General features: G+C 56.9%; 22 protein-coding genes and 1 pseudogene. 6 read left to right on the forward strand and 17 right to left on the reverse strand.

All coding sequences use genetic code 11. The annotated features are described in order from the left end of the window. Nucleotides 1-3: 3 nt before the first annotated feature. Nucleotides 4-1,161, reverse strand: a complete 1,158-nt coding sequence (locus AC0R79_RS16055) for a MexC family multidrug efflux RND transporter periplasmic adaptor subunit (protein ID WP_127798150.1) — start codon at nt 1,159-1,161, stop codon at nt 4-6. 119 nt (nt 1,162-1,280) lie between these two features. Between AC0R79_RS16055 and AC0R79_RS16060 the strand changes: the two genes are divergently transcribed. Next, nucleotides 1,281-1,877, forward strand: coding sequence for a TetR/AcrR family transcriptional regulator (locus AC0R79_RS16060; RefSeq protein ID WP_127798151.1), 597 nt, complete (start codon nt 1,281-1,283; stop codon nt 1,875-1,877). A 3-nt stretch (nt 1,878-1,880) separates the two neighbouring features. Here the strand turns inward: AC0R79_RS16060 and AC0R79_RS16065 are convergent, their stop codons facing one another. Next, nucleotides 1,881-2,027, reverse strand: coding sequence for a hypothetical protein (locus AC0R79_RS16065; RefSeq protein WP_164872147.1), 147 nt, complete (start codon nt 2,025-2,027; stop codon nt 1,881-1,883). Between the two features lie 169 nt (nt 2,028-2,196). Here AC0R79_RS16065 and AC0R79_RS16070 point away from each other — a divergent pair, with 169 nt between their 5' ends. Next, nucleotides 2,197-3,195 (forward strand): AraC family transcriptional regulator, encoded by a 999-nt coding sequence (locus AC0R79_RS16070; RefSeq protein ID WP_474730543.1) that lies wholly within the window; start codon nt 2,197-2,199, stop codon nt 3,193-3,195. 6 nt (nt 3,196-3,201) lie between these two features. Continuing rightward, nucleotides 3,202-4,254: an AraC family transcriptional regulator gene (locus AC0R79_RS16075; RefSeq protein WP_414881746.1), complete on the forward strand. Its 1,053-nt coding sequence runs from the start codon at nt 3,202-3,204 to the stop codon at nt 4,252-4,254. A 246-nt stretch (nt 4,255-4,500) separates the two neighbouring features. On the opposite strand, the gene AC0R79_RS16080 is transcribed toward AC0R79_RS16075, so the two are convergent. Both AC0R79_RS16080 and AC0R79_RS16085 read right to left on the reverse strand, forming a co-directional pair. Next, a complete protein-coding gene (locus AC0R79_RS16080; RefSeq protein WP_474730545.1) occupies nt 4,501-5,583 on the reverse strand; it encodes an alkene reductase in 1,083 nt (360 codons plus the stop codon). Nucleotides 5,584-5,612: 29 nt separating this feature from the next. After that, entirely contained in the window at nt 5,613-6,353 is a 741-nt protein-coding gene (locus AC0R79_RS16085; protein ID WP_375747129.1) for an SDR family oxidoreductase, read from the reverse strand. A gap of 102 nt (nt 6,354-6,455) precedes the next feature. Between AC0R79_RS16085 and AC0R79_RS16090 the strand changes: the two genes are divergently transcribed. Next, complete coding sequence (locus tag AC0R79_RS16090; RefSeq protein WP_474730547.1) at nt 6,456-7,403, forward strand: LysR family transcriptional regulator; 948 nt, start codon at nt 6,456-6,458, stop codon at nt 7,401-7,403. 232 nt (nt 7,404-7,635) lie between these two features. On the opposite strand, the gene AC0R79_RS16095 is transcribed toward AC0R79_RS16090, so the two are convergent. From AC0R79_RS16095 to AC0R79_RS16110, 4 genes are all read right to left on the reverse strand, one after another. Next, the gene (locus AC0R79_RS16095) at nt 7,636-8,370 is read right to left on the reverse strand and encodes an NADPH-dependent F420 reductase (protein WP_375747131.1); all 735 of its coding nucleotides are present in this window, start codon (nt 8,368-8,370) and stop codon (nt 7,636-7,638) included. Nucleotides 8,371-8,591: 221 nt separating this feature from the next. Beyond that, nucleotides 8,592-9,338, reverse strand: coding sequence for an NADPH-dependent F420 reductase (locus tag AC0R79_RS16100; RefSeq protein WP_474730549.1), 747 nt, complete (start codon nt 9,336-9,338; stop codon nt 8,592-8,594). Between the two features lie 182 nt (nt 9,339-9,520). After that, the gene (locus AC0R79_RS16105; protein WP_011334181.1) at nt 9,521-9,952 is read right to left on the reverse strand and encodes a MarR family winged helix-turn-helix transcriptional regulator; all 432 of its coding nucleotides are present in this window, start codon (nt 9,950-9,952) and stop codon (nt 9,521-9,523) included. A gap of 209 nt (nt 9,953-10,161) precedes the next feature. After that, complete coding sequence (locus AC0R79_RS16110; protein WP_474730552.1) at nt 10,162-10,920, reverse strand: SDR family oxidoreductase; 759 nt, start codon at nt 10,918-10,920, stop codon at nt 10,162-10,164. 97 nt (nt 10,921-11,017) lie between these two features. On the opposite strand from AC0R79_RS16110, the gene AC0R79_RS16115 reads away from it, so the two are divergent. Further along, nucleotides 11,018-11,605 carry a TetR/AcrR family transcriptional regulator gene (locus AC0R79_RS16115; RefSeq protein ID WP_011334183.1) on the forward strand — a complete coding sequence of 196 codons (588 nt, stop codon included), beginning with the start codon at nt 11,018-11,020 and terminating at the stop codon, nt 11,603-11,605. A gap of 173 nt (nt 11,606-11,778) precedes the next feature. Here the strand turns inward: AC0R79_RS16115 and AC0R79_RS16120 are convergent, their stop codons facing one another. The 4 genes from AC0R79_RS16120 to AC0R79_RS16135 all read right to left on the reverse strand — a co-directional run bounded on the left by AC0R79_RS16120 (nt 11,779) and on the right by AC0R79_RS16135 (nt 16,330). Next, complete coding sequence (locus AC0R79_RS16120) at nt 11,779-12,744, reverse strand: 2-hydroxyacid dehydrogenase (protein WP_474730554.1); 966 nt, start codon at nt 12,742-12,744, stop codon at nt 11,779-11,781. A gap of 26 nt (nt 12,745-12,770) precedes the next feature. Continuing rightward, entirely contained in the window at nt 12,771-13,643 is an 873-nt protein-coding gene (locus AC0R79_RS16125; protein ID WP_011334185.1) for an isocitrate lyase/PEP mutase family protein, read from the reverse strand. 107 nt (nt 13,644-13,750) lie between these two features. Next, nucleotides 13,751-15,058, reverse strand: coding sequence for a C4-dicarboxylate transporter DctA (dctA, locus tag AC0R79_RS16130; protein WP_011334186.1), 1,308 nt, complete (start codon nt 15,056-15,058; stop codon nt 13,751-13,753). A gap of 102 nt (nt 15,059-15,160) precedes the next feature. Then, on the reverse strand, nt 15,161-16,330 hold the full coding sequence (locus AC0R79_RS16135) for a mandelate racemase/muconate lactonizing enzyme family protein (protein ID WP_064598755.1): 1,170 nt from the start codon (nt 16,328-16,330) through the stop codon (nt 15,161-15,163). Nucleotides 16,331-16,429: 99 nt separating this feature from the next. Between AC0R79_RS16135 and AC0R79_RS16140 the strand changes: the two genes are divergently transcribed. After that, nucleotides 16,430-17,302 carry a LysR family transcriptional regulator gene (locus tag AC0R79_RS16140; RefSeq protein ID WP_064598756.1) on the forward strand — a complete coding sequence of 291 codons (873 nt, stop codon included), beginning with the start codon at nt 16,430-16,432 and terminating at the stop codon, nt 17,300-17,302. A gap of 87 nt (nt 17,303-17,389) precedes the next feature. On the opposite strand, the pseudogene AC0R79_RS16145 reads toward AC0R79_RS16140, so the two are convergent. From AC0R79_RS16145 to AC0R79_RS16165, 5 genes and pseudogenes are all read right to left on the reverse strand, one after another. Then, nucleotides 17,390-18,303: pseudogene (locus AC0R79_RS16145) on the reverse strand (DNA-binding protein). Nucleotides 18,304-18,592: 289 nt separating this feature from the next. Next, the gene (gene msrA / locus AC0R79_RS16150; protein ID WP_127798160.1) at nt 18,593-19,060 is read right to left on the reverse strand and encodes a peptide-methionine (S)-S-oxide reductase MsrA; all 468 of its coding nucleotides are present in this window, start codon (nt 19,058-19,060) and stop codon (nt 18,593-18,595) included. Then, on the reverse strand, nt 19,053-19,979 hold the full coding sequence (locus AC0R79_RS16155) for a homocysteine S-methyltransferase family protein (RefSeq protein WP_474730557.1): 927 nt from the start codon (nt 19,977-19,979) through the stop codon (nt 19,053-19,055). Before AC0R79_RS16155 ends, msrA begins: the two co-directional genes overlap by 8 nt. Further along, on the reverse strand, nt 19,976-20,953 hold the full coding sequence (locus tag AC0R79_RS16160; protein ID WP_474735122.1) for an ABC transporter substrate-binding protein: 978 nt from the start codon (nt 20,951-20,953) through the stop codon (nt 19,976-19,978). The genes AC0R79_RS16155 and AC0R79_RS16160 overlap by 4 nt, the downstream gene beginning before the upstream one ends. 87 nt (nt 20,954-21,040) lie before the next feature. Next, on the reverse strand, nt 21,041-23,095 hold the full coding sequence (locus AC0R79_RS16165; RefSeq protein WP_127800900.1) for an ATP-binding cassette domain-containing protein: 2,055 nt from the start codon (nt 23,093-23,095) through the stop codon (nt 21,041-21,043). Between the last annotated feature and the right edge of the window lie 172 nt (nt 23,096-23,267).

Here is a 23,267-nt window from a genome sequence, read left to right on the forward strand (position 1 = left end):
CCCTTACTGTTTCGACTCAGGCGTCAGCGCCTGGGCTTGAGGCTGAGCAGGCGCGACCTTGGCGCCTGCCTGCAGGCCACTCAGGCCGCTGATAATCACCTGATCGCCAGCCTTCAGGCCTTCACTGATCTGCCAACGCGAACCCTGCATGGAACCGGTCACCACAGTGCGCGCTTCGGCGCGGCCGTCGGCGCCGACCACCATGACTTGCGCCCCGCCATCGCTGCCGCGCTGCACCGAGCGCTGTGGCACGAGAATGGCCTGATTGTCGGTGCCTTGAGGTGTGCGCACGCGCACGAACATGCCCGGCAGCAACACGCCGTCACTGTTGGCGAACTTGCCACGCAACGACACCTGGCCGGTGCCACGGTCAACGGCGACATCGGTAAACATCAGGGCGCCCTGACGCTCGTAAGCAGTGCCGTCGACACGAATCGACAAGGCCTTGTTGTCGTCGGCGGAGAGTTTGCCGCCCTTGAGTGATTCGCGCAGACGCAGCGCGTCAGCGGCCGATTGGGTGAAGTCGACATACACCGGATCCAGCTGCTGAATCCGCGCCATCAACGTTGCGTCACCCTGACCGACCAAGGCGCCTTCGGTGACCAGTGCGCGGCCGACACGCCCGGAAATCGGAGCGGTCACCGAGGCATAACCCAGGTTCAACCGGGCGCTTTGCAGATCAGCCTGGGCTGAACGCCTGGCCGCCTGAGCACTGCGCAAATCGGCCATGGCGCTGTCGTAGTCCTGCTGGCTGACCGCTTCGATCTTCACCAACGGTTCATAACGCTTGACCCGCGCCTGAGCCTCAAGGGCAACGGATTGCGCACGAGCCAGTTCACCCTCGGCGCGAGACAAAGCTGCTTTCAGCGGTGCCGGGTCGATCTGGAACAGCAGGTCGCCGGCTTTGACATCAGCGCCCTCTTCAAAACGCTTCTGCATCACGATGCCCGGCACCCGCGCACGCACTTCCGCAACGCGCATCGGTTCCACCCGGCCCGGCAGCTCTGACGTCAGTGCCAGTGGCTCAGTCTTCACTGCAAGCACCTCTACCGGACGCGCCACTTCAGCCATATCCGCCTGTTCATTCGCTGGTCCACACCCGGCCAGCGCAATGGCAACTGCCAACGACCCCGCCATCCCTACTGCACGCAAATTGCCCATAACTCACCCGAGGCTTGATTGAATTTGGTGCGAATGCTACTTTTCAAATCCTAATGAGTCAATAATGTCTCATGTGAGAAATATATGAATCTTACATTACGGTCGCTTGAGGCTTGGTGATGAACCTGATTTTCCATGAAGAACACCTGCTCAAATCGTTGACCGTGGCGGTCGTCAACCGGCCGAGGGCAACCATGAAAGAGCTGGCGCAATTGGCAGGCGTGAGCAAGGCCACCCTGCACCGCTATTGCGGAACACGGGAAAACCTGGTGCAAAGACTGGAAGAACACGCCGAAGCAACGCTCAATCTGATTATCCGCCGTGCCGGTTTGCAGCATTTGCAGGCGCTGGACGCGTTACGTCGATTGATCCGCGAACACCTCGCCCATCGCGAGTTGTTGGCGTTTCTGATGGCACATTACCGCCCCGACTTTCTCGATTTCGAACGGGGCGACACACGCTGGCAGTTTTACCTGGAGGCGCTGGACGGATTTTTTCTGAGAGGCCAGCAACAAGGGTTGTTTCGCATCGACATCACCGCCGCGATTTTCACCGAGCTGTTCATCACTCTGGTGTATGGCCTGGTGGATGCCGAACAGCGCGGGCGAGCCGCCAACGCCGATTCGGCACGCACCCTTGAGCAAATGTTCCTGCATGGCGCGCTGGCCGGTGGTCAATTGCGCGAGGACGCCTGCTTGACGGAAAAAATGCTCTAACGCTCAAAAATGGGTGAAGGCATCGCTGATGCTGGCGACCGGAGGGTGACTGGAATGATGGACAACGGTGTGGCCAGCTGGCCGGTGCTGCGAATACAGCGCACCCGAAACCAATGCGACCGCGAGCAAAGCAAACAGGAACCGACGCATCGAACACCTCCATCGTCCGGCCGCGGGCCGAACGCAGTTTTATTGTTATGGGTGCTTCGAGTCTGGCCCTACGAGCGAGGTGAAAGCTTTGCAGATCGCGCCAGCGATTTTGCAAATCGTGCCAGTTCTTTCCGGCCAGCGGCGGCCGGTCATTCTGAGGGTTGAGCGGATGTCCACGGTTCGAGGTGCTGCGCTGTTGGGGTTCAAGGCGTTTTGTGCCAGCCAGGGCATCGACCCGGCTTCGGCGCTGGCCGCGGTTGAGCTGCCTGAAGACCCTCTGGATGCTCGACTGTCCGGCGCGCAGTTCAATACCTTGATTGACTTGTGCGCCCAGCGCTCGCACAACCCGCTATTCGGCGTGCAGTTCGGCTTGCGCCAGGGCACGCAAAGTCTCGGCACCCTGCTTTACGCCATGCGCAGTTCAGGCACGGTCGGCGAGGCGCTGAACCTGCTGACACGTTATTTCCATATCCATAGCGACGGCGCGCTCGTGCAGCTTGAGCGTCAGGCCGGTAACGCCCTGCTGCTATACGACGTTACGGATGGCACCTTTATTTCGGTCCGCCAGACCGTGGAACTGGCGATGGGTATCGCCAGTTGCCTGCTGCGCGAACTGCTCGGGCACGCCTGGCAACCAAAATCGCTGCTGTTGCGCCACAGTGCTCCGGCCAACCGCCTGGCCTATCGCGCCTTGCTCGGGGTAGCGCCGCGTTTCGACAGCCCGGTCAATGCCTGGGTGTTTGATGAGTCATTACTGACGACACCGCTGAGCACGACGGACGCCAGATACCAACAATTGGCCCAGCAACATATCGACGAACTGGCCCGCGTGACGCTGGAGGAATTGCCGTCTTACCTGCAAAAAAGGCTGCGCAATGAACTGGCCCACGGCCCGGTCACGCTGCGCGACATGGCCGAGTACATGATGATCAGTCCACGCACCTTGCAGCGCTATCTTCGAGCGCAGGGCTCTGGATTTCAGGCGCTGCTGGACCAGACACGCCGGTCGATGGCCGCGCGCTACCTCTGCGATTCTTCGCTCAGCCTGACGCAAGTGGCGGGTCTGTTGGGTTACGCCGACCTGAGCGCGTTTTCCCGGGCATTCACGCGCTGGAACGGGGTCAGCCCGCAGCAGTGGAAACAACGCATGCAACACTTACCTCGGTAAATCGACATGGCTTGCAACCCGTTCATTCGCGCCATCAGCCTGACAGGTTTCGATCCATTTGCCCGGCGTCAGGGACTGGAGCCGAACCGGATGCTGCGCCAAGCGTGTCTGTCCGTAGCGTCACTGCAGCGCCCGGAAGACATCCTGTCCTTTCGCAATTACTGCCGCTTGTTGACGCTGTGCCGGCAGCGCTCGAACAACGCATTGTTCGGTTTGGAGTTCGGCCTCCATCAGGGAGTCGACGTCTTCGGTGACATGTTTTTCCTGATTCACAACACCCGTACCGTCGGCGACGCGCTGCGCGAACTGCGCGCCAATTTCGCCCTGTACAACGGCGCGGCGCATCTCTATCTGGAGGTGGCCGACGGCATCGCGTTACTGGGTTATCGAGCCGATGAGCAGGAGATCGACGGCCTCGCTCAGGCCGAAGAGCTGGCGTGCGGGGTCGGTCTGCGCCTGATGCAAACCCTGGCCAGTGCACCATGGCAACCCGAGGCAATCATGCTCCGCCATGCGCCCTTGGCGGATGAAGGCCTCTATCGGCAGGCGCTAAACATCACGCCGACGTTTTCAGCCGCCCACACGGGATTGCTCTTCAATGCCAGTGTGCTCGCGCAGCCGCTGGATTGCGCCAGTGAAGCCTTGCATCAGCTCATCGCTGAACATTTGGCAGGTATTGAACGTCTGTCCACCGACGCCATGCCGGGATACGTCAGGCAATTGCTGCGCAATCTGTTGCCCAGCGGACGCGCGACGATCGACAGAGTGGCCGATTGCATGGCCGTCACCCCGAGATCCTTGCAGCGCCACCTGGCTGAGGAAAAGACCTCTTTTCAGCAGTTGCTGGACGAGACGCGCCAGCAATTGGCGCGCAAATACCTGCAGGTCCCGACGATCAGTCTGCCGCAGGTAGCGCACCTGCTGGGCTACGCCGATGTCAGTACATTCTCGCGGGCTTTTCATCGATGGTTTGGGGTGTCGGTGCTGGAGTGGTGCAGGCAATTCGGTGTGAACAGACAGCCCTTGCTGCTTCGAAATCGAGTGAAAGAGCGACCTTGAGCGTATTGAAACTGGAACTGTTTCGTATTGGAAGTCAGCACTTGTAGCAAGTTGATTGCAGTTAGGAGGAGTTATCGGCAAAAAATGGACGCTTGTGACAGGAAGCAATTGGACACGAGCCACCGTTGAGAATGTACCGCATCCGACCAACAGTCGCCCTTTCTCCTGGGAGAAGCTATCGGCCAATAGCGGCCATCCGGCAGCAACCGGCCAATAACGGACGATCGTCCTTCCCCCGATGTCAACTCAAACGGAACCTGACGTCGGATAGTCCAGATAGCCTTCCCGACCCTGGCTGAACCAGGTACTCATCTCGCTTTCCACCAGTGGCAACCCCCGAGCGAATCTCAGCGGAAGGTCCGGATTGCCGATAAACGGACGTCCAAATGCAATCGCATCGGCGAGTCCTGCGTCCAATTGCGCTTGCGCCTTGGCAAAACCGTAGTCCGAGTTGAGGATCAGTACGCCTTTGAACACTTCGCGAATCATCCCGGCCAGCGGCGGCCGCTCGGACTTGCCGAAGGTGCCATCCAGCGGTGGCTCTCGGACTTCCAGATGAGCAATGCCGATCGATGACAGCACTTCGGCAGCACGGATGAATAGTGCTTCTGGATCGCTATCGCGGATACCCTGTTCATAGCTGCTTGGGGTCAAGCGTACGCCGGTGCGGTCGGCGCCGATGACGCCAGCTACCGCCTCGGTTACTTCCTTTAGCAGGCGGATTCGGTTGTCGATCGAACCGCCGTAGGCATCGCTACGAAAATTGTTGCTGTCGCGCAGGAACTGGTCGATCAAATAGCCGTTGGCGGCGTGAATTTGTACGCCGTCAAAACCCGCCTCGATTGCGTTGCGCGTGGCTTGACGGAAGTCTTCCAGCAATGCGGGAATTTCTTCCAGCGGTAACGCGCGCGCCGGGGTATACGGTTGTTTACCTGCGTAGGTATGCGCCTGGCCCGGCGCCGTGGTGACCGATGCGGAAACCGGCTGGCCGCCGCCGAGAAAACTCGGATGTACGACCCGGCCCATGTGCCACAGCTGCGCGATGATCCGGCCGCCAGTAGCATGAACTGCATCGGTGACTTTGCGCCAGCCGGTGACCTGTTCGTCGGACCAGATGCCCGTCGCATAAGGCCAGCCCAAACCTTGCTGACTGATGCCGATCGCTTCGGAAATGATCAGCCCGGCACTGGCGCGCTGACGGTAATACTCGACCATCATCTCGGTCGGGATGTGCTCGCGGGTACCACGCGCTCTGGTCATCGGCGCCATCAGGATACGGTTGGGCAAATCGAGCGCGCCGAGGCGCAGAGAATCAAATAACGATGTCATGTTCAGGCTCTCCAAAAAGGTGGGCAGGATCAAACCAGGCGTGCGCCGCCGTCGATGTTAAGTACGGCGCCGTTCATGAAGGTGTTGCTCATCAGGAACACCGCTGCCGCACCCGCTTCTGTTGCTGTGCCGAGGCGATGCAGAGGCAGAACCTGCTCGAGCGAGGCGATAAACGCATCACGCCCCTCACCCAGTGCCTTGCCGAGAATCGGGGTGTTGATCGGGCCCGGCGACAGCGTGTTGACCCGCACCGGTGCCAGCTCTAGAGCCAGACCGCGAGCCAGTGCTTCCATCGCTGCCGAGGCGGCTGCCAGCACGGCGGTGCCGTAGGCATTCGGGCGATCAGCCAGAGAGCCGGAAATGAACGTGATCGAGCCGTCTTTTGCCAGCTTGTCACCAAGGATCCGAATCACATTGATCGATGCCCAGATGCGCTCATCGAACGCGCGGTGCAGGTAAGCGAGATCCGCCGCAAGCACGGAGCCAGCCACAAACGTGCCGGCGAGCAGAACGAGGTGATCGACCCGGGGGATATCGGCCAATGCTGTTTCGATAGCCTGGCTGTCAGTCACGTCTGCTGCGCGCCAGTCGTCGAGGCCATGCTCGATGGCGGCTTGCCCGGCACGCGCGGCGTTCGAACCGATGACGATGACCTTGGCGCCAGCGGCTTTCGCTTGCACGGCAGCGGCGAGGCCGATGCCGGAGGTACCGCCGAAAATGACCACGGTTTTGTCGGTGAGTGAGGTTGGCAGGGTTTCGGTGATGTTCATGCTTGAGTCTCCGTCTGGAACACCCGAATGGCGTTCGATGGGCAAAGACTACGGCTTGGAAGCAAGATTGATAATTAGGGCAGAATTCGCTTTACTAGTGCCATGAAGGCACAAATCGGATTGGATCGTTTAACTGGGCTCATTGCCTTTGCACGAGCGGCTTCGCTGGGCAGCTACACGGCTGCAGCCAGGGCACTGTCGGTATCACCGTCGGCCATCAGCAAAAGCGTGCAAAGGCTCGAAGAGCATTTTGGGCTGATGCTGTTCACCCGCACCACACGCTCACTGGTGCTCACTCCGGAGGGCCGCGATCTTTACGAACGGGCATTGCGGATTCTGCGTGAAGTCGAAGATATCGATCAGGCCGCCGTCGCTTCCCGCGCCGAGCCTTCGGGCGTGTTGAAAGTCACCGCGCCGTTGCCGATTGGACTGAATATTCTCGCGCCAGCCCTGCCAAGATTTCGCGAGCAATACCCGAACCTGGCTATCGATCTGCGGCTTGGCGATCAGTATTCCGATATCATTGAACAGGGCATCGACGTCGCGGTTCGGGTTGGCAATCTTGCCGACTCGCGACTGATTTCTCGCCCGCTGGGCCCGCATCGGATCGGTGCATTCGCATCACCTCACTACCTACAGCGCAAAGGCACTCCGGTAACGGCTGAAGACCTTGCGGGTCATGAATGCGTGAATTTTCGCTATCAGAGCACGGGGCAGAGTTTGAATTGGCCTTATGAGGCGGATGGTAAGCAGCTTGAATTGTCGCCAAATACAGCTTTTACAGTCGATGCCAGCGATGCGGTTGCTGTGGTAATAGCTGCTGGGGGCGGTATCGGTATCTCACCGCACTATGTGGCTGCGCCGTATGTGCGCCGGGGAGAACTGGTTCCGATCCTCCCACAATTCACCGTAGAGCGATTTTCTATCACTGCTTTATGGCCAGAAAGCCGTCGAGGTAGCCCAAACGTAAAAGCGTTCATTGCATACCTGGTGGAGCTGTTCCCTCCCACGCCGTCTTGGGATGAGCTAATCGAAAAACCGAGTATGTGAGAGTGCATTCTGATGGATTTTAAATGACCGCTTCTTGCCGATTGCAGCGCACGTGACAGGCAGCAATCGGCCAGAAGCGGACGTTCAATTTATTCCGCTCCCGACCAACATTCGTTCAGAAAAGGTGGGAGTAAATAACAGTTCAACCTATCCGTCCGAAGTGCCACATGGCCTAAGCATTAGTGCACCATAGAGAATTGGCGTACGGGGCATGGCATTGGAAGAAACCTGCTCAGGCTGTCATGGCACGATTGGTGGCAACTATTTGCTCGTGCGTAAACTGACTCCCGGGAGCCATAAACCTGGCGATCAGTGCGTCGCGGTTTTGAGGCGCCCGTACCTTGTCTGCCGCGTTCAGCGCCAATTTCAGTTCCGGCAATGTCAATTCGGTACAGTACGCTGGTGTACCTGGTTGCTGGCGCCACGATTCTTCAAGGCTGCCAGCGGCAAGCGCGATAAAGCCAGTATCCTCAACAAGATCCTGCGCGATGGCTTCCGCGTATGTGTTTCCTCCAGCCACAGGTATGGCGAGGCGCGTTGGGGAGCCGACCGGCTGACCTTTGTCTGCGAGGGTCGCGGCGAGGACGGCGTTCCACGCCTTAACAACCGGGTGGCCAATCTGCTCACTTACCCAGATGCTTTCTGGCATGCCATCTTCGACCTCCTTGATTACCCCGTCACGCCCCGGATAATAATTTGATGTATCAATGACAACTGTCTTCTCCGGCACCTTGCTCATGATCGGTTCGAGATCAGGATAATTTGCAAAGGGAATCGAGAGGATAATCACCTCTACCCCGGAAACCGCTTCTTCCCTGGTCACCGCATTCACGCCGATTTCATTGGCAAGGCTTTGAATGCTCTGAGGGCCTTTCGAATTCGCCAGTTTAACTTCGTGTCCACATGCAGCGAGCTTTCGGGCCAAAGTAGAGCCAATGTTACCTGCGCCAATAATTCCGATTTTCATTTAAATAACTCCTCGCACTCATGTGAAATTGAAAAAAGTTCTGGCCGAGTACTGTTTGATTGGATTGTATTCGACTATCAAGCACCATCAGAAAAAACACGGCTCGCTTATTTTATTAAAAAGCATATGCGCCTGAGACATTGTTAGTCTGCATAATGATTTAGAAACTTGATATGCATGGCGACCTTGCAGATCGTCATCCATGTGTCGTCATAACGAGCTCACGCATAAATTAGCTTGGAAAGCTGAACAATGTAGTTGCGGCTTGGGTTTGTTCCAACATTGCCGAATCTCTCGTTATATACCGAAAAGAAGAGATCTTGGCGCTTTCGCGAGCGCGCCAGATCCGCGTCAGCCAGTGCCTGGGGCAGGGACTCAAGCGTCACCGCAGTGCAATAGCAGGGCGTGCCGCACTGTTGCTTCCAGGATTCGGCCAACGAACCAGCATAGTAGGCGTCGAATCCGGAATCCTCGACGAGTGCCATTGTCACAACGCGGTCATGATCACGATCAGCCGCGACAGGGACGGCAATGCGCTCCGGATCGCCAGCTGGCCTGCCAGCTTCATTTAGCGAGGCGGAGTAAATTGTATTCCAGGCTTTTGCGAGGGGACGGCCAACTTGTTCGGATGCCCATACACTGTCGGGCTGACCATTCTCGATTGCATCCAATCGATCGTCCCGCGCAGGTATATAGTTGGATGTGTCGATGATCACGCTGTCTTCAGGAAGGCCTTCGAGAAGCGCTTTAAGATCTGGAATTCGTACAAAAGGTATCGAGAGAATTACGACGTCAGCACCCACCAAAGCCTCTTCTTTCGTGACTGCAATTGCACCCGTGGAGAGCACATCAGGATCAATTGTATGCGGCCCGCGTGAATTTGAAACTCTTACTGTATGGCCAGCAGTGCTTAGCAGTCTTGCAAGCGTTCCCCCGATAAATCCGCTACCGATAATTCCGACGTTCATAGAGATTCCTCATCTTTGGAGCTGGATGTTCACAACATAAGCCTCAGCGATTGCTAACAAACAGAGCCTCTCCCTACACGATCTGTTCTACAAATACATCGCGGCTCTGAGAGCCGGTGTTTCATTTGTTTGTGGCATCACCTTAAAGGCTATGCCTTTGTCAGCTGCTTCTGAGGCAGGTATTAACTGATAGCCGGTCGCGCTAAACCCTCAAGCGTGCGATGAAGCTCCTGAAGGTCTTCGGGCGTGAGCTGGCACGCCGTTCTGATCTTGTCAGTGATGCTACGAAGTTCATCCTCCATGCCGCGAGCAGACGCCGTGAGGTCTATAAGCACTCGGCGTTCATCGACGGCATCACGTGTGCGTGTAATCACCCCGGCAGCTTCCAGCCTTTTGAGTAACGGTGTAAGCGTGCCGGTCTCCATGTCGAGACGTTCACACAAGTCGCTCACAGATCGAGGCGACCCGTTCAAGAGCTCAAGCGTGACCAGGTACTGCGAAAAAGTTAGGCCCAGTGGTTCGAGGAACGGCTTGTGCAATCGAACCATCCGGTTCGCGGCAGCGTTAAGCGCGAAGGAAAGTTCTGTGGCCACGCTTCGTTGCGTCGAACTCATATATATCGCCTGCTATTATGTAGTGTGCTACATAAATTATGCTCGACTCCTACAGGTGTCAACAGCTTCTGAAGCTTCCAATCTTTTTTCAGATGAAATGCCCTGGATCAGGCAGCGAAATTGTGAACACACCGATTGAGCGATTCGGCCTGCAGGTAAGCAGATGCAATCTGCTCACCTGGACACAGGGCGCGCTTCAGAGCAATGACTCATTCTGCCGGTGGTTTGTATCCCGCAAGCATTTTCAGCACGTCATCATGTGACCCGCTTGCCTCAGCAAACCGCAGGGGCTTAGCCCGCTCAACGACGAGTTCAGGTGGAGTGGGAGAAATCTTTAGCAGTTCGAAGACTTCATCCAAAAACTCCTCCAACGGCATCGCATGCTCGTCGTTTTCCTGGCCGAGCAATGTGGTACGCACACCCGGTGGCGCAAGTTCGATAACCTCAACTGGCGAGGCTTCCAGCTGCACTCGAAGACTTTGAGTGAACGAGTGAACTGCCGCTTTGGTTGCGCTGTAGGTAGGCGTGGCTGGCAGGGGGACAAATGCCAAAGATGAACTGACATTGATCACTGTCGCGCCAGGCTGCTTGATTAGTTGCGGAGTAAACGCATACACCATACGAATCGTGCCTATGAGGTTCGTTGTCACGATATCTTCGGCTGTACTCAAGTATCCCGGATCAGTCAGATCCTCCCAATGCATGATCCCTGCGTTGTTGATGAGAACGTTAAGATTTGGATGGCTGATCGCAAGCGCTTCGCTGGTGCGCTGGATGGAATGAGCATCAGAAACGTCCAGCAATACTGATTCAATGCCAGGATTTTCCGACACGATTTTGTCGAGCAGAGCCTTGCGACGTCCCGCGATGATGACGTTGTTGCCCGCTTTATGAAGCCGTAGCGCCAGCCCGAGGCCTATGCCTGAGGTGCCGCCTGTAACCAGAATCGTGTTGCCAGTGCTGTTCATAGTAAACTCCAGAAACGATACTTAAGCGGACAAGTGTCCACTTGCAAACCGTACCGGACAGTTGTCCGCTTAGCAATGCAATGAGGGAAAATTATTCATGCCTGACGAGTTGGTGATGCGTTCTGACGCCAAGAAAAATCGGGAGCGGATTCTGGAGGTCGCAGTGGTTGAACTGACCAGCGATCCTGCAGTTCCGCTGAGTACGATTGCGAAAAAGGCTGGAGTAGGACAGGGAACTTTTTATCGCCATTTCCCTACCAGAGAGAAGCTGGTATTCGAGGTCTATCAGTTCGAAATGCAGCAGATCGCCTTGTTGGCACAAGAGCTGCTCGCAACAAGACCCCCGAAGGAAGCCCTCCGAGAGTGGATGGATAGCCTTGCTGAATATGCAATGACAAAGGCAGGACTCGCTACAGCAATCCAACAAGCGGCCTCCGTTTACGACTTCCCTGGCAAGTCGGGTTACGCTCCAGTTCAAGATGCAGCCGAGTTGCTTTTAAGAGCGAACGAAAACGCGGGGACGATTCGTACCGGGATCACTAACGATGACTTTTTTCTAGCCATCGCCGGCATCTGGCAAATGGATACTCAGAGCGAATGGCGATCTCGCTTGTCCAGATTGATGAACCTGGTGATGGATGGCCTATGTTTTGGGAGCCCTGAAAGCCTGAAAAACAAGGTCTAATACCCAGCAGGAAAAGAGGGTCAGAGCTAATTGGGAACAGATCGCGTTTACCAGAAGCAGATGTCGCGCAAAGCTGGCTTGCGTCAGAAAACGCTTGCCACCCCAACTATGTACGTCACCCGGAGAGCAGCCATATTGCCGGCGATTTTGAGCTCAATCCGCCCTACTTCTTCTTACTTCTTGAAGTGCACAAGATCTCTCGGCTGGCGACCTTCCAGACCCGCAAGCAAATTTTCCAAGGCTCGCTTGGCCATTGCGTTGCGGGTGTCAGTCGTCGCAGAGCCAATGTGAGGTACGGTGACGACGTTTCTCAGGTTAAAGAGCTCGGAGTTCGTCAGGGGCTCCTTCACATAAACGTCCAAACCAGCCGCCCGGATTGTCTTTTCTTGCAGAGCCTCGATGAGTGCGTCCTGATCCACGACAGGCCCACGCGAGATATTGATCAAAATACTTTCCGGGCCCATCAAAGCGAGTTCTTTGCGTCCGATAAGATTCCTCGTGGCGTCCGTCAATGGCACGACCGGACAAACAAAGTCAGACGCGCTTAAAAGCTCTTCCTGCGGTACAAACCTCGCACCAAGTTCCTGTTCAAGCTTTGGTTTACGACTGTTGCCGCTATACAAAATGGTCATGCCAAAACCAAAGCGGCCTCTGCGTGCGATGGCTTCTCCGATTTTTCCTAGACCGATAATGCCCAACGTCTTTCCATGAACGTCGCACCCAAATTGGGATGCATCGATGGTTTGTGTCCAGTTCCCCTCTTTAGTCCAGGAATCAAGCTCAGGAATGCGCCTTGCTGTGGCGAGGATCAGGGCCAAAGCCAGGTCAGCAGTGGTTTCGTTCAGCACATCTGGTGTATTGGTCAACATGATCCCTCGGCGGTTGAAGTAGTCGAGGTCATAGTTGTCGTAGCCAACCGATATGCTTGAGACGATCTCAAGATTTACAGCCGCAGCCAGCTCAGCTTCACCCAGACGACGACTTCCACCAATCAGCCCGTGAGCGTTCGAAATAGCGGCCTCGAACTGGGCGTCCATATCACCAAGCTCAGGGCTAATGATGATGACGTCGTAGTCGTCTTTGTAAGGTTCAAGCAGGCTGGGGGAGACCCGGCTGAAGGCCAGGATTGTCTTTTTCATGACGGCGTATTCCACCTGTTCCAATATCAATTTGAATCGTGCTCTGACTTCAAAAAGGTTTTTGCCCACTCACGATAACTGTCCGAGAGTGTGTATTTAGAAAGCAGCTCAGGAAGGGATAGCTCGCTCCCCTCCGTGCCGCTTTGTTCGCGTAGCGCCTCGTAGGTTGCTTTGATTGCGGACAAATAGGGGGCATGCCCATTGACCACGATCCGCACATTGGCAGCACTCAATTTTTCAACATTGCTCAGAGCAGGATTTCCATAGTTGATCAGCATGATCGGCACTCTGAGATGTGCCGTAAGTGCTTCTAGGTGCTGGAAGTCCTTAACACCGACCAGGCAAATAGCATCTGCTCCAGCCTTCTGATAAGCCGCAGTGCGAGCGATGGAGTCGTCCAAAGTGGTCACAGCCACATTCGTACGGGCGATGATGCTGAGTGCATCATCCGACCGGGCAAATCGCGCGGCATAGATTTTGGCTGCGGCTTCTTCCCTTTCAATAAGCACATGCGACTGCTCGTCGTACTTGGCCGGTAGATGGGTGTCTTCCAGTGTCAGGGCTGCAACGCCGGCCTTCTGTAACTCTGTGACTGTTCGCATCACATTCAGCGCGTTACCAAAGCCATGGTCAGCATCCCCAATGATCGGAATCTGGCTTGCCCGTCCGACCCTGGAAACCTGCTCGACATATTCATCCAGCGTGAGTAATGCAATGTCAGGTGCGCCGAGCACCTGAAGCGACGCAACGGAGCCGCCTTGAATGGCAACGTCAAAGCCAAGGTCGTATGCCATCCGAACTGAGATCGGATCGAATACGGAAGCTGCAAATTTGCAGGTGTCTCCCTGGAGTAACTCACCAAACACCTTGCGTAAATCATGATGTGATCGCTCTATCATGTTGGCTCCATCAATCTTTCCAATCAGGTCTCTCCACGCGGAAGAAGGCATGGAAAACACTACCGGTCATAACCGTTTAGATGGGAATGACCGGATCGCTTTGTAGTTTATTTATGCGCCAGCGATGCCTTGCTTGCCGCCTTTTCTTGCTTCATTGCGGCGATTTCACGCTCGCAAGCCTCGACATCGAACGAGTTGTCCCACTTGGCAATGGCGATGGTGCCGATGCCATTGCCGATCAGATTGGTCACGGCCCGCGCTTCGTTCAAGAAACGATCAATGCCCAAAAGCAAAACGAGTCCGACCAGAGGAATGGAGTGGATGGTCGTGAGTGTTGCAGCCAGCGTGACAAACCCCGCACCCGCGACACCAGCTGACCCTTTGGATGTCAGCAGGAATACGCCTAGCAGGATCATCTGATCAACGAAGGTCAGTGGCGTGTTGGTCGCCTGGGCAATGAAGATCGCGGCCATGGTGAGGTAGATGCAGGTACCGTCTGCGTTGAAGGTGTATCCCGTTGGCAGCACCATGCCCACTACAGATTTCTTGCAGCCAAGTTTTTCAAGTTTCACCATCATGCGTGGCAGCACTGCTTCGGTTGAGCAGGTGCCAAGAGTGATGAGAATTTCGTCCTTGAAATAACGGAGAAACTGCATGAGTGGCATGCCTGACCATCTGGCCACCGTGCCTAGCACCACCACAATGAAAATCAAGGTTGTAATGTAGAGCGCGATCAGCAACTGACCGAGTGACAGCAAGGTGCCAATCCCGTACTTGCCGATAGTGAACGCCATACCTGCACCCGCACCAATCGGCGCCAAGCGCATGACCATTGCAACGATCTTGAACAGGCCTTGCAGGAACAAATCAATAGTGTTGATCAGCGGCTTGCTGGTTTCGCCCATCTGAACCAGGGCAACTCCCATCAAGACCGAAAGCAGAATGACCTGCAGCATGACGCCGTTGGAGAATGCGCCGAGGAACGTGTGGGGAATGATATTAAGGAAGAAATCAATTGTACCGCCTTGTTCACTCGCGGCCTGGCTGTACTTGCTGATAGCATTTCCATCGAGCGCGTTGACGTTAATGTTCATCCCGACGCCAGGCTTGACGATGTTCACTACGATAAGGCCTACGACCAGGGCGATAGTCGATAGAATTTCAAAGTAGATCAGCGCTTTTACGCCAATCCGTCCGACCTCCTTGATACTGCCCATTTTCGCGATACCGACGACGACCGTACCGAAGATAATGGGGGCCAGCAGCATTTTTATCAGCTTGATGAAACCATCGGCGAAGGGTTGGAGCTTGGCTCCAATATCAGGCACGAAGTAACCGATTGCTGCACCGATCACGATGCCGATCAGCACCTGCACATACAGCTGGCTATACCAGCGGGACTTGGAAGTTTCCACGGAAGCACCTCATTTTATTTTTGTGATGGGCATGTGGCTTGGCGTCAGTGGGTGACGCCTGACTCTGCGGCCTCCCTGAAGGAGGCCACAGATAGAGGGAAATCAGCCTTCGCCTAGCTCACGCATGACTGCGTACAAAGCGGATTTGGCTTCGAAGCCAACACCTGGAATATCAGGCAGACCGACATAACCATTTTCCACCTTGATTCCGTCAGCGAAGCCGCCGAAAGGCTGGAACACATCGGGGTAAGACTCGTTGCCGCCCAAGTGCAGGCCTGCTGCGATATTGAGGGACATCTGGTGGCCGCCGTGCGGAACCACGCGACGGGAAGACCATCCCATTTCGTCCATCACTTTCAGGGTGCGCATGTACTCAACGAGTCCGTAAGACAGCGCGCAGTCGAACTGCAGAAAGTCGCGATCAGGGCGCATGCCACCGTGGCGCAGAAGGTTACGAGCGTCCTGATGGGAGAACAGGTTTTCCCCGGTAGCCATCGGCAGCTCGTAGTGATTGGCAAGCTCAGCCTGGAGTGCATAGTCCAGCGGGTCGCCGATTTCTTCGTACCAGAAGAGGTTGTACTTCTTGATGGCTTCCGCATAAGCAATACCGGTCTGGAGATCGAAGCGACCGTTGGCATCGACCGCCAGTCGACGACCGTCCCCAACCACTTCGAGTACCGCTTCGATGCGACGAATATCTTCGTCCAGTGGCACTGCACCGATCTTCATTTTGACAACGTCGTAGCCACGATCCAGGTAACTCTGCATTTCTGCTTTGAGTTTGGTCTGGTCTTTGCCTGGGTAGTAGTAGCCACCTGCTGCGTAGACCCAGACTTTGTCATCGGCCACGCCGTTACGGTACCGATCAGCCAGCAGACGATAGAGAGGCTTGCCTTCGATCTTGGCAACGGCATCCCACACGGCCATATCAATGGTGCCGACTGCAACTGAACGTTCGCCGTGGCCACCTGGCTTTTCGTTGGTCATCAGGGTCTTCCAGATGGCGAACGGATCCAGGTTGTTGTTTTCATGGTCGATAAGAGTATCCGGATCAGCTTCCATGATTCGCGCCAGGAAGCGATCACGCATCAACGCGCCTTGACCATAGCGACCGTTGGAGTTGAAGCCGTAGCCAATGACAGGTTTACCATCGCGAATCACATCCGTGACAACAGCAACGACCGAGCAGGTCATTTTCGAAAAATCGATGTAGGCATTGGCAATGGGAGAAGCGATAGAAACAGTTTTTTCGCGGATGTCTACGATACGCATGACGGGTTCCTCTTGTTGTTGGTGGCCCCACGTTATGCTTTGCGATGACACCCGCCCAATGCTATTAATGCCGCGCCCTATGCACAGGAGGCATTGCCCTTGGAACTCGTTTGGCTTGAGGATTTTTCAGCGCTTGCGGAGTACGGCAGCTTTGTGCGGGCGGCTGAAGCGCGCCACGTTACTCAACCTGCCTTCAGTCGCAGAGTCCGCGCTCTGGAGAATTGGATGGGTGTCGAATTGTTCATACGCACCCCCCAGGGGGCGACGTTGACCGAGGCTGGAAGACAGATTTTGCCTAGCGCCCAAGAGGCTGCCAGACGCTTGTACCGGATGCGCTCCGAGGCACAGGAAGTGGCTGGGATGGCCGCCAAAACGCTGCAGTTTGCAGCCACTCATTCGTTGTCATTTACCTTCTTCCCAAGGTGGTTGAGAAGTGCAGAAAATGGCGCGCCGATAGATGCCGTACGTCTGCATTCAGACAGCATGGCTGTTTGCGAGCAGATGCTGATACACGGCCAGGTTCAATTTCTGCTTTGCCATCGCCACCCCGACGTTCCACCCCTGCTGGCCCCTGATCAGTTCACCGGGAAAAAGGTCGGAGAGGATGTTCTCATACCCTTGGCGAGTGCCTCTGCCACGTTGGGTACGTCCCCGGAAACACTGCCTTATTTGGCATATACCCAGGAATCCGGTCTAGGCCGTATCGTCGCTCACCGACTCCACGGCAAGGAAGACTACCTTCACCTCAAGCCGCTTTTTAGCAGCCATCTTGCGGCGGTTCTGATGTCCATGGCACTGGAAAGCAAGGGCGTAGCGTGGTTACCAAAAAGCCTGACCGAGCAGGAAATGGCTGATGGGCGGCTGGTCAGAGCTCTCGACGAAAGCTGGGATATACCGTTAGAGATTCACCTCACTCGACCTAAAGCCCCCATTAGCTTATCTGCGGAAGAGTTCTGGGCCAGGCTGGCTTAATAGATCCATCTTACTGACCTCCATTTTTCACTTTCTAACGGCGTTCTGGCGAGCCAGAAAACTTGGCTGTTAGTGACTGAGTGTCTCCTATTGGCCGATAGCAGTCGCTTCCGAGCGTCCGCTTATGGCCGATAGCGGTCGCTCTTGAGGGTCTCTAATGGCCGCTAGCTGACACCTGCGGTTAGTCTTTAGGGTTGCTTGATGTCGGTTTTTTCTGACTCGCGGCTTGCGCTTGATCTCTGACAGCTGGCGTATCTGAATCAACTGTTGTTCTAAAGTTTCTGCGCGGGCCAACTGCGCCGCAGTACGTTGCTCCGCTTGGCTAAGCTCGCTCTGGGCCGACTCCAACCTACGTCGCAAGTCGTCGCACCTGCGGCTGGCTACTTTTGATTGGCTTACTGCGGCTTTCCCCTCCTCCCGGGCCCGATCAGCCTCGCGGTGAGCCGGATCCTCAACGCCACGCAAATAGTTCTCCTGTGTGATTCGCTCCTGCTCGGCCTTGAGTCGTAGCAAGTGGAGTTCCTGTTGGAGAATTTGATTTTGCCCCTGGGCATCGTGCCGTTCACGCTTCAAGACATCACGCTGTTGCTGGAGCTCCTCAATCTGGGCCTGCCGCTGCACCAACAGAAGGTCCAGGTCAGCGAAGCGAGATTCGCCGCCTGACGCCCGGCCATTGCTTCTGAAAACTGTTGGCGCCCTTTTGCCAGATCCTGATGCGCTCTATCTTCAATTTCTGCGAGTCGCTCACGTTCTGCGTCCAGCACTTGGCGCTGCTCCGCTAAACTCTGTTAGGCGACGCCCTGCGCCAAGTGGATCGCCTGCTGCCACACAGCGATAAACGCCTGCGACACCTCACTAGGTAACGCCGGCAAACGGGTCTCCCCGCTCAGGCGTTCGGCCAAACGTGCCCACCAAATATCGAGGAGCCCACCGACTCTAACCGGACTTCCCCTACCCAGTTCCAGGCGCACGCGCTCGACCCCATCTCGTCGAACTGAAATTTTAGTTGGTTATGCAGCGCCGCTGCCCATATTCATTCCATTCATCTACGTCCAACTGAACTCAGGCACCCTGCGTACAACATGGCTGCGGCGCACCTGCGAGCGATCCAGGCTTTCTCGACGGTTACGCCATCTGGCTTCAAAGCGGCCGTCAAGCCGACAACCTGGTCGCCAGAATCGGCAATGCTGAAACGGCACCTTTCCGCAGATCGATCCGCGTCCCTGCGACCAGTACCTCGCCGAGCAATTGCAACGCCCCGGCCCAGACGGCAAAAGCGTTGCCTATGCATCAAATGTAACAGGCGCTGCCGCCGTGCTTTTCAAGGTAGCGCTGATGTTCTTCATCCGCCTTTTGAAATTCACCCAGTGGCAGGATCACCGTAGCCACTGGCTTGCCCAACTGGCCACTGGCGTCCAGCTGCTGCCTGGCGACAAGTGCCAGTCGGGACTGCTCGGTACTGTTGAAAAACAGCGCGGAACGGTATTTAGCCCCGACGTCCGCACCCCGCCGGTCGACTGACGTTGGATCGTGCAGTGTCCAGAAGTGCTCGACGAGACGGCTATAGGAAATGAGTCGGGGGTCGAAGTCGACTTGCACGACTTCGATCAGGGTGGCGTCGCCCAAGTCTGACCGCGCGAATCCGACGCGGGTGTCGAGCACACCCGGCAATGCCCGGAATGAGGCTTCCGCCCCCCAGAAGCAGCCGGCACCGAATGTCGCCTGCTCTGACAGAACGTCGCCTGAAAAATCACTCATGCGCGGCCTCCTCACCCTTTTGATAGTGCAGGTGCAAATGCAATTGGGCGATATGCTCCGGGCCGATTCCACAGCATCCGCCGACAATGCTGGCCCCTGCGGCAACCCATGATTTCGACCAGTCCAGGTAGGACTCGGGGCCCAGATCGCGCCGAATTTCCAACAAATCGCTATTGGCCTCGGCTTTGGCACTGACAGGGGGGAAAGCATTGGCATAAACGCCCAGTTCGACAGGATGATCCAGGTTTTCAATCACAGCGCGTGCCTCAATCAGGGCCGCGACCATCACTTCCGGCTGGCTGCAATTGAAGAGCACCGCCTTGGCCCCCAGCCCAGCCGCCACGCGAACCGCATCGGCAACAGCCTCGTTTGAACGTAATCGCGGTTCCCGGCCCTCTTCGTCCAACAGCGTGAATGACACCCAGAGTGGCGCGGGATCCGTTCCGAGGGCTTCGGCCACCGCCCGCACTTCAGCAATGGAGCTTTGCGTTTCGGCCAGCCACACATCGACGTGCGCCTGCAATCCGGCAATGAGTTCGCGGTGGATCGCTACTGAACGCTGATGATCGAACAGATCCGGCCGGTATGACCCCAACGCCGGCGGCAACGACCCGGCCACGGTGACCGCGTCGGTACTTTCACCGGCGGCCTGCCGCGCCAGCCGTCCGGCGCGCTCAGCCAGCGCTCTTCCCTGCTCGGCAAATCGCTCGTCGCCAATATGAAAAGGCACCACCGCATAGCTGTTGGTGGTGATGATCCGGGCGCCCGCTGTCACGAACGCTTGATGCGCCTGCAGCACATACTCTGGCGCTTCGATCAGCGCGAGGGCAGACCATTCCGGTTGACGGAACGGCGCGCCGATTCGCTTCAACTCCCGCCCCATACCGCCATCGAGCACACGTACGTTCGCTCTGGTCATTGGGCTGAACTCACTTGCTGCGCCTGCCCTGCAAACCACTGGTCAACAGTAGAAGGGTTGGCTTGAACCCAGGCCTTGGCGGCGACGTCTGCTGGCTGTTTTTCCTTTTCGATCTTCTGGATCAGTCCGTTCAACTGTGCCGGGTCGATGGCGAAATTGTGCAGAAACTCGGCAATTTTCGGTGCGCGCTTTTGCAGTGCGGTGGAAGCCAGGACGTACACCTTGGCATCCGGGAAGGCGCAGGTGATGTGGCTCTTGTTCAGCCAGTCAGGATCGACGGTCGGGCTGACGAATTTCCAGCAGCCATCCACCTTGTAGAGAGGATCTTCTTTTTTGTTGTCCTGGGCGTAGCCATCGAACGCGGGTTCTTCCAGGCGACGCAGATCATAGGCCGAGAAAATCCAGTCAGGGGTGTAGGCGTAGAACACCACGCCGCGTTGCGCCTTGTAAGCCGAGGCCAGTTTGGCGTAGGTCACCGAGGCTTCCGTCGACACGGATTCGAATTTATCGGCGAAGCCGTAATCCTTGGCCTTGATCTGGCCGATATACGTCGACTCCCAGCCCGCCGGCCCCACCAGCAGTTCAGCCTTGCCGCCGCCCACTGGCTCGAAGAGTTTGGCCACTTCCGGTTTTTTCAGGTCGTAGATCGATTTGACGCCGTACTTGTCTTGCAGATAACCGGGAATGTAGAAGCCTTGTTCGCCGGCATAAGGGTGAGCATTGGGCACCAGTGAGCGGGTGCCGCCGGTGACGTACTTGGCCCACGCCGCCGACTGATTGGGCAGCCAGATGTCCGTCAGCACATCCACAGAACCGTCGCCCTTGGCCGCCGCACTGAAAAGCACCGGGACGTCCCCGGCCAGATACGACACATCGCCGTCCAGACGGGTTTTGATCACCTCACCCAAAATGTGTTGAATGGCGATAGCCCCCGTCCAGTTCTGCTCGCCAATGACAATTTTGTCCTTGGCCATCACGCTGGCCGGCACGATCAGGGACGCCAGCACTGCAGCCGCACTCAAGTTACGCAATAGATGTTTTGCCACGATAAGTCTCACTGTTCAGTTATGCAGATGGTCTTGCTTGCGCAAGCTCGATTGAATGATTCGATCGGGGATCAATGCACACAGCACGATCGCCACGCCGGCCAGCACGCCCTCGCCGCCCTTGATATTGCGCAACGCCGTCATGACGTCGTAACCCAACCCTCCAGCGCCGATCAGGGCAGCAACCACAACCATCGACAGGCTCATGACAATGGTCTGATTGATCCCCAGTAACAGGGATCGTCGCGCCAGCGGCAGTTGCACCTTCACCAGGGTTTGCCAGGGGGTTGCTCCATGGGCGATTGCCGCTTCCACGGCATCCTTCGGGACTTCCTGAATGCCCAGGGACGTCAGACGAATCATCGGTGCCAGGGCAAAAATCACCGTCGCAATGACTGCCGGAGTCTTGCCCACCGAGAAGAACGCCACAGCGGGAATCAGGTAGACAAAGGTCGGCAGGGTCTGCATGACATCCAGCAAAGGCGTGAGCAGCCTGCGGGCAAACGGCCGCTTCGCCAGCAAAATGCCGGTGGGTACGCCGATCACCAGTGCGATCAGCACCGACGAACCAACCAGCGCCAGCGTGGCAATTGTCCGCTCCCAAAACCCGAACAGCCCGATATACAACAGCGCTGCGCTGCTGGTGAGCGCAAGGGCCATGCCCGCCGAGCGCCAGGCCAGCAATACCAGCGCCAGCGCGCAAACCGGCCAAGGCAGCCAACCAAGCAGGGATTCGATTCCTTCAATGACCGTGCGAACCGCAACGATCACGCCGACAAAAGCGCTCTCGAATGTCACCTGTGACCAACCAATAAAATCATCCAGGCTCTGTGCAGTCAGTAACAGCGCCTGGCGGCTGGCCGGGAACTGCAAGAACGCCTGGGTGGTATCGGGCGTCAACACGCGCCAGATCACCAATGCCTGACTGACCAGCAGCACCGCCAGCGGCAACGCCCAACTCGAAACGGCGCGCCGCACCGGTTGACGGCTCAGCGAATACGCGGTGAAACGACTGGCCGCCAGCAAGGCCAATCCCACCACGACCGATATCCAGGATGCGCTCGCGATGCCCTGCACCGCAGTGGCCAGAGCCGCGAGTTCTGCGGCGAACCCGAGCCAGAACAACCCGCCTCGGCCCCGCGCCGCCAGCGCTGCCGGCCCGAGCAACAGGGCTTGCCAGCTGCGCAAGCCCGGCTGAACCGGTTGCGCCTTCGGTGCCGTTTCGGGAACCTGACGTACCGCGCCACCGGCATCGTGCAATACCGGTGCGGCTGGAAGGCAATCTCGGAAAAAATCCGCGACCTCAGCATCGGCCGGCGTCTCAAGCAGCTGTTTCGGGGTGCCCGACTGCACCAGACGTCCCTGGCGCAATACCGCTATCCGATCAGCGAGACGGACCGCTTCGGCAGGATCGTGGGTGACCAGCAACGTGGTGATCCCGCGCTCGCGTACCAAGGCCAAAAAATGCCTTTGCAGGTCTCGCCGGATGGTCGGATCCAGTGCGCTGAAAGGCTCGTCCATCAGGAGAATATCCGGATCAGTCACCAATGCCCGCGCAAGACCGACCCTTTGCTGCATACCGCCGGACAACTCGTGGGGATAATGCTCGCCCCATCCCTCAAGGCCCATCGCCTGTAACTGTCGGGTGGCCGCTGCGTGCCGGACGGCCTCGGATTCGCCGCGCAACTCCAGAGGCAGCGCAACGTTGTCCAGCACCGTGCGATGGGGCAAAAGACCAAAATGCTGGAACACCATGCCGATTCGCCGCGAGCGCAAATCCCGCAACGCTTTGTGGCTCAGGCCGCTGATAGCCTGACCTTCAATCAAGACCTCACCGCTGGTGGGTTCGATCAAACGATTGATATGGCGAAGCAAGGTCGATTTGCCGCTGCCGGAGGTGCCCATCAGGCACAGCACTTCGCCGCGCCGGACCTTCAAGTTGACATGGTTGACAGCCGGCAACGGCGATCCGCCCTTGCGCAGATAAGCTTTAGTGACGCCTCGCAGTTCGAGGACAACATCGCCCTCCTCTGCGCTATCGTCGATGGGGGGGGCCAATCGTTCAGGCAAGTCGACCTGTACCGTTGCCAAAGAGGTTTTAATAAGTGTCACGAGGGCTCCCGGCAACGAACCGCTGACGGCCAGATATATGGCCGTTCAGGGTAGAAAAAATGGACAGGAGCCTCAGGCAATAACCGCGGACAGGGTTGGCCTGAGGCAAAAAAACGCCGCAAGCGAGGCG

This window comes from Pseudomonas sp. HD57-3, assembly GCF_056113135.1.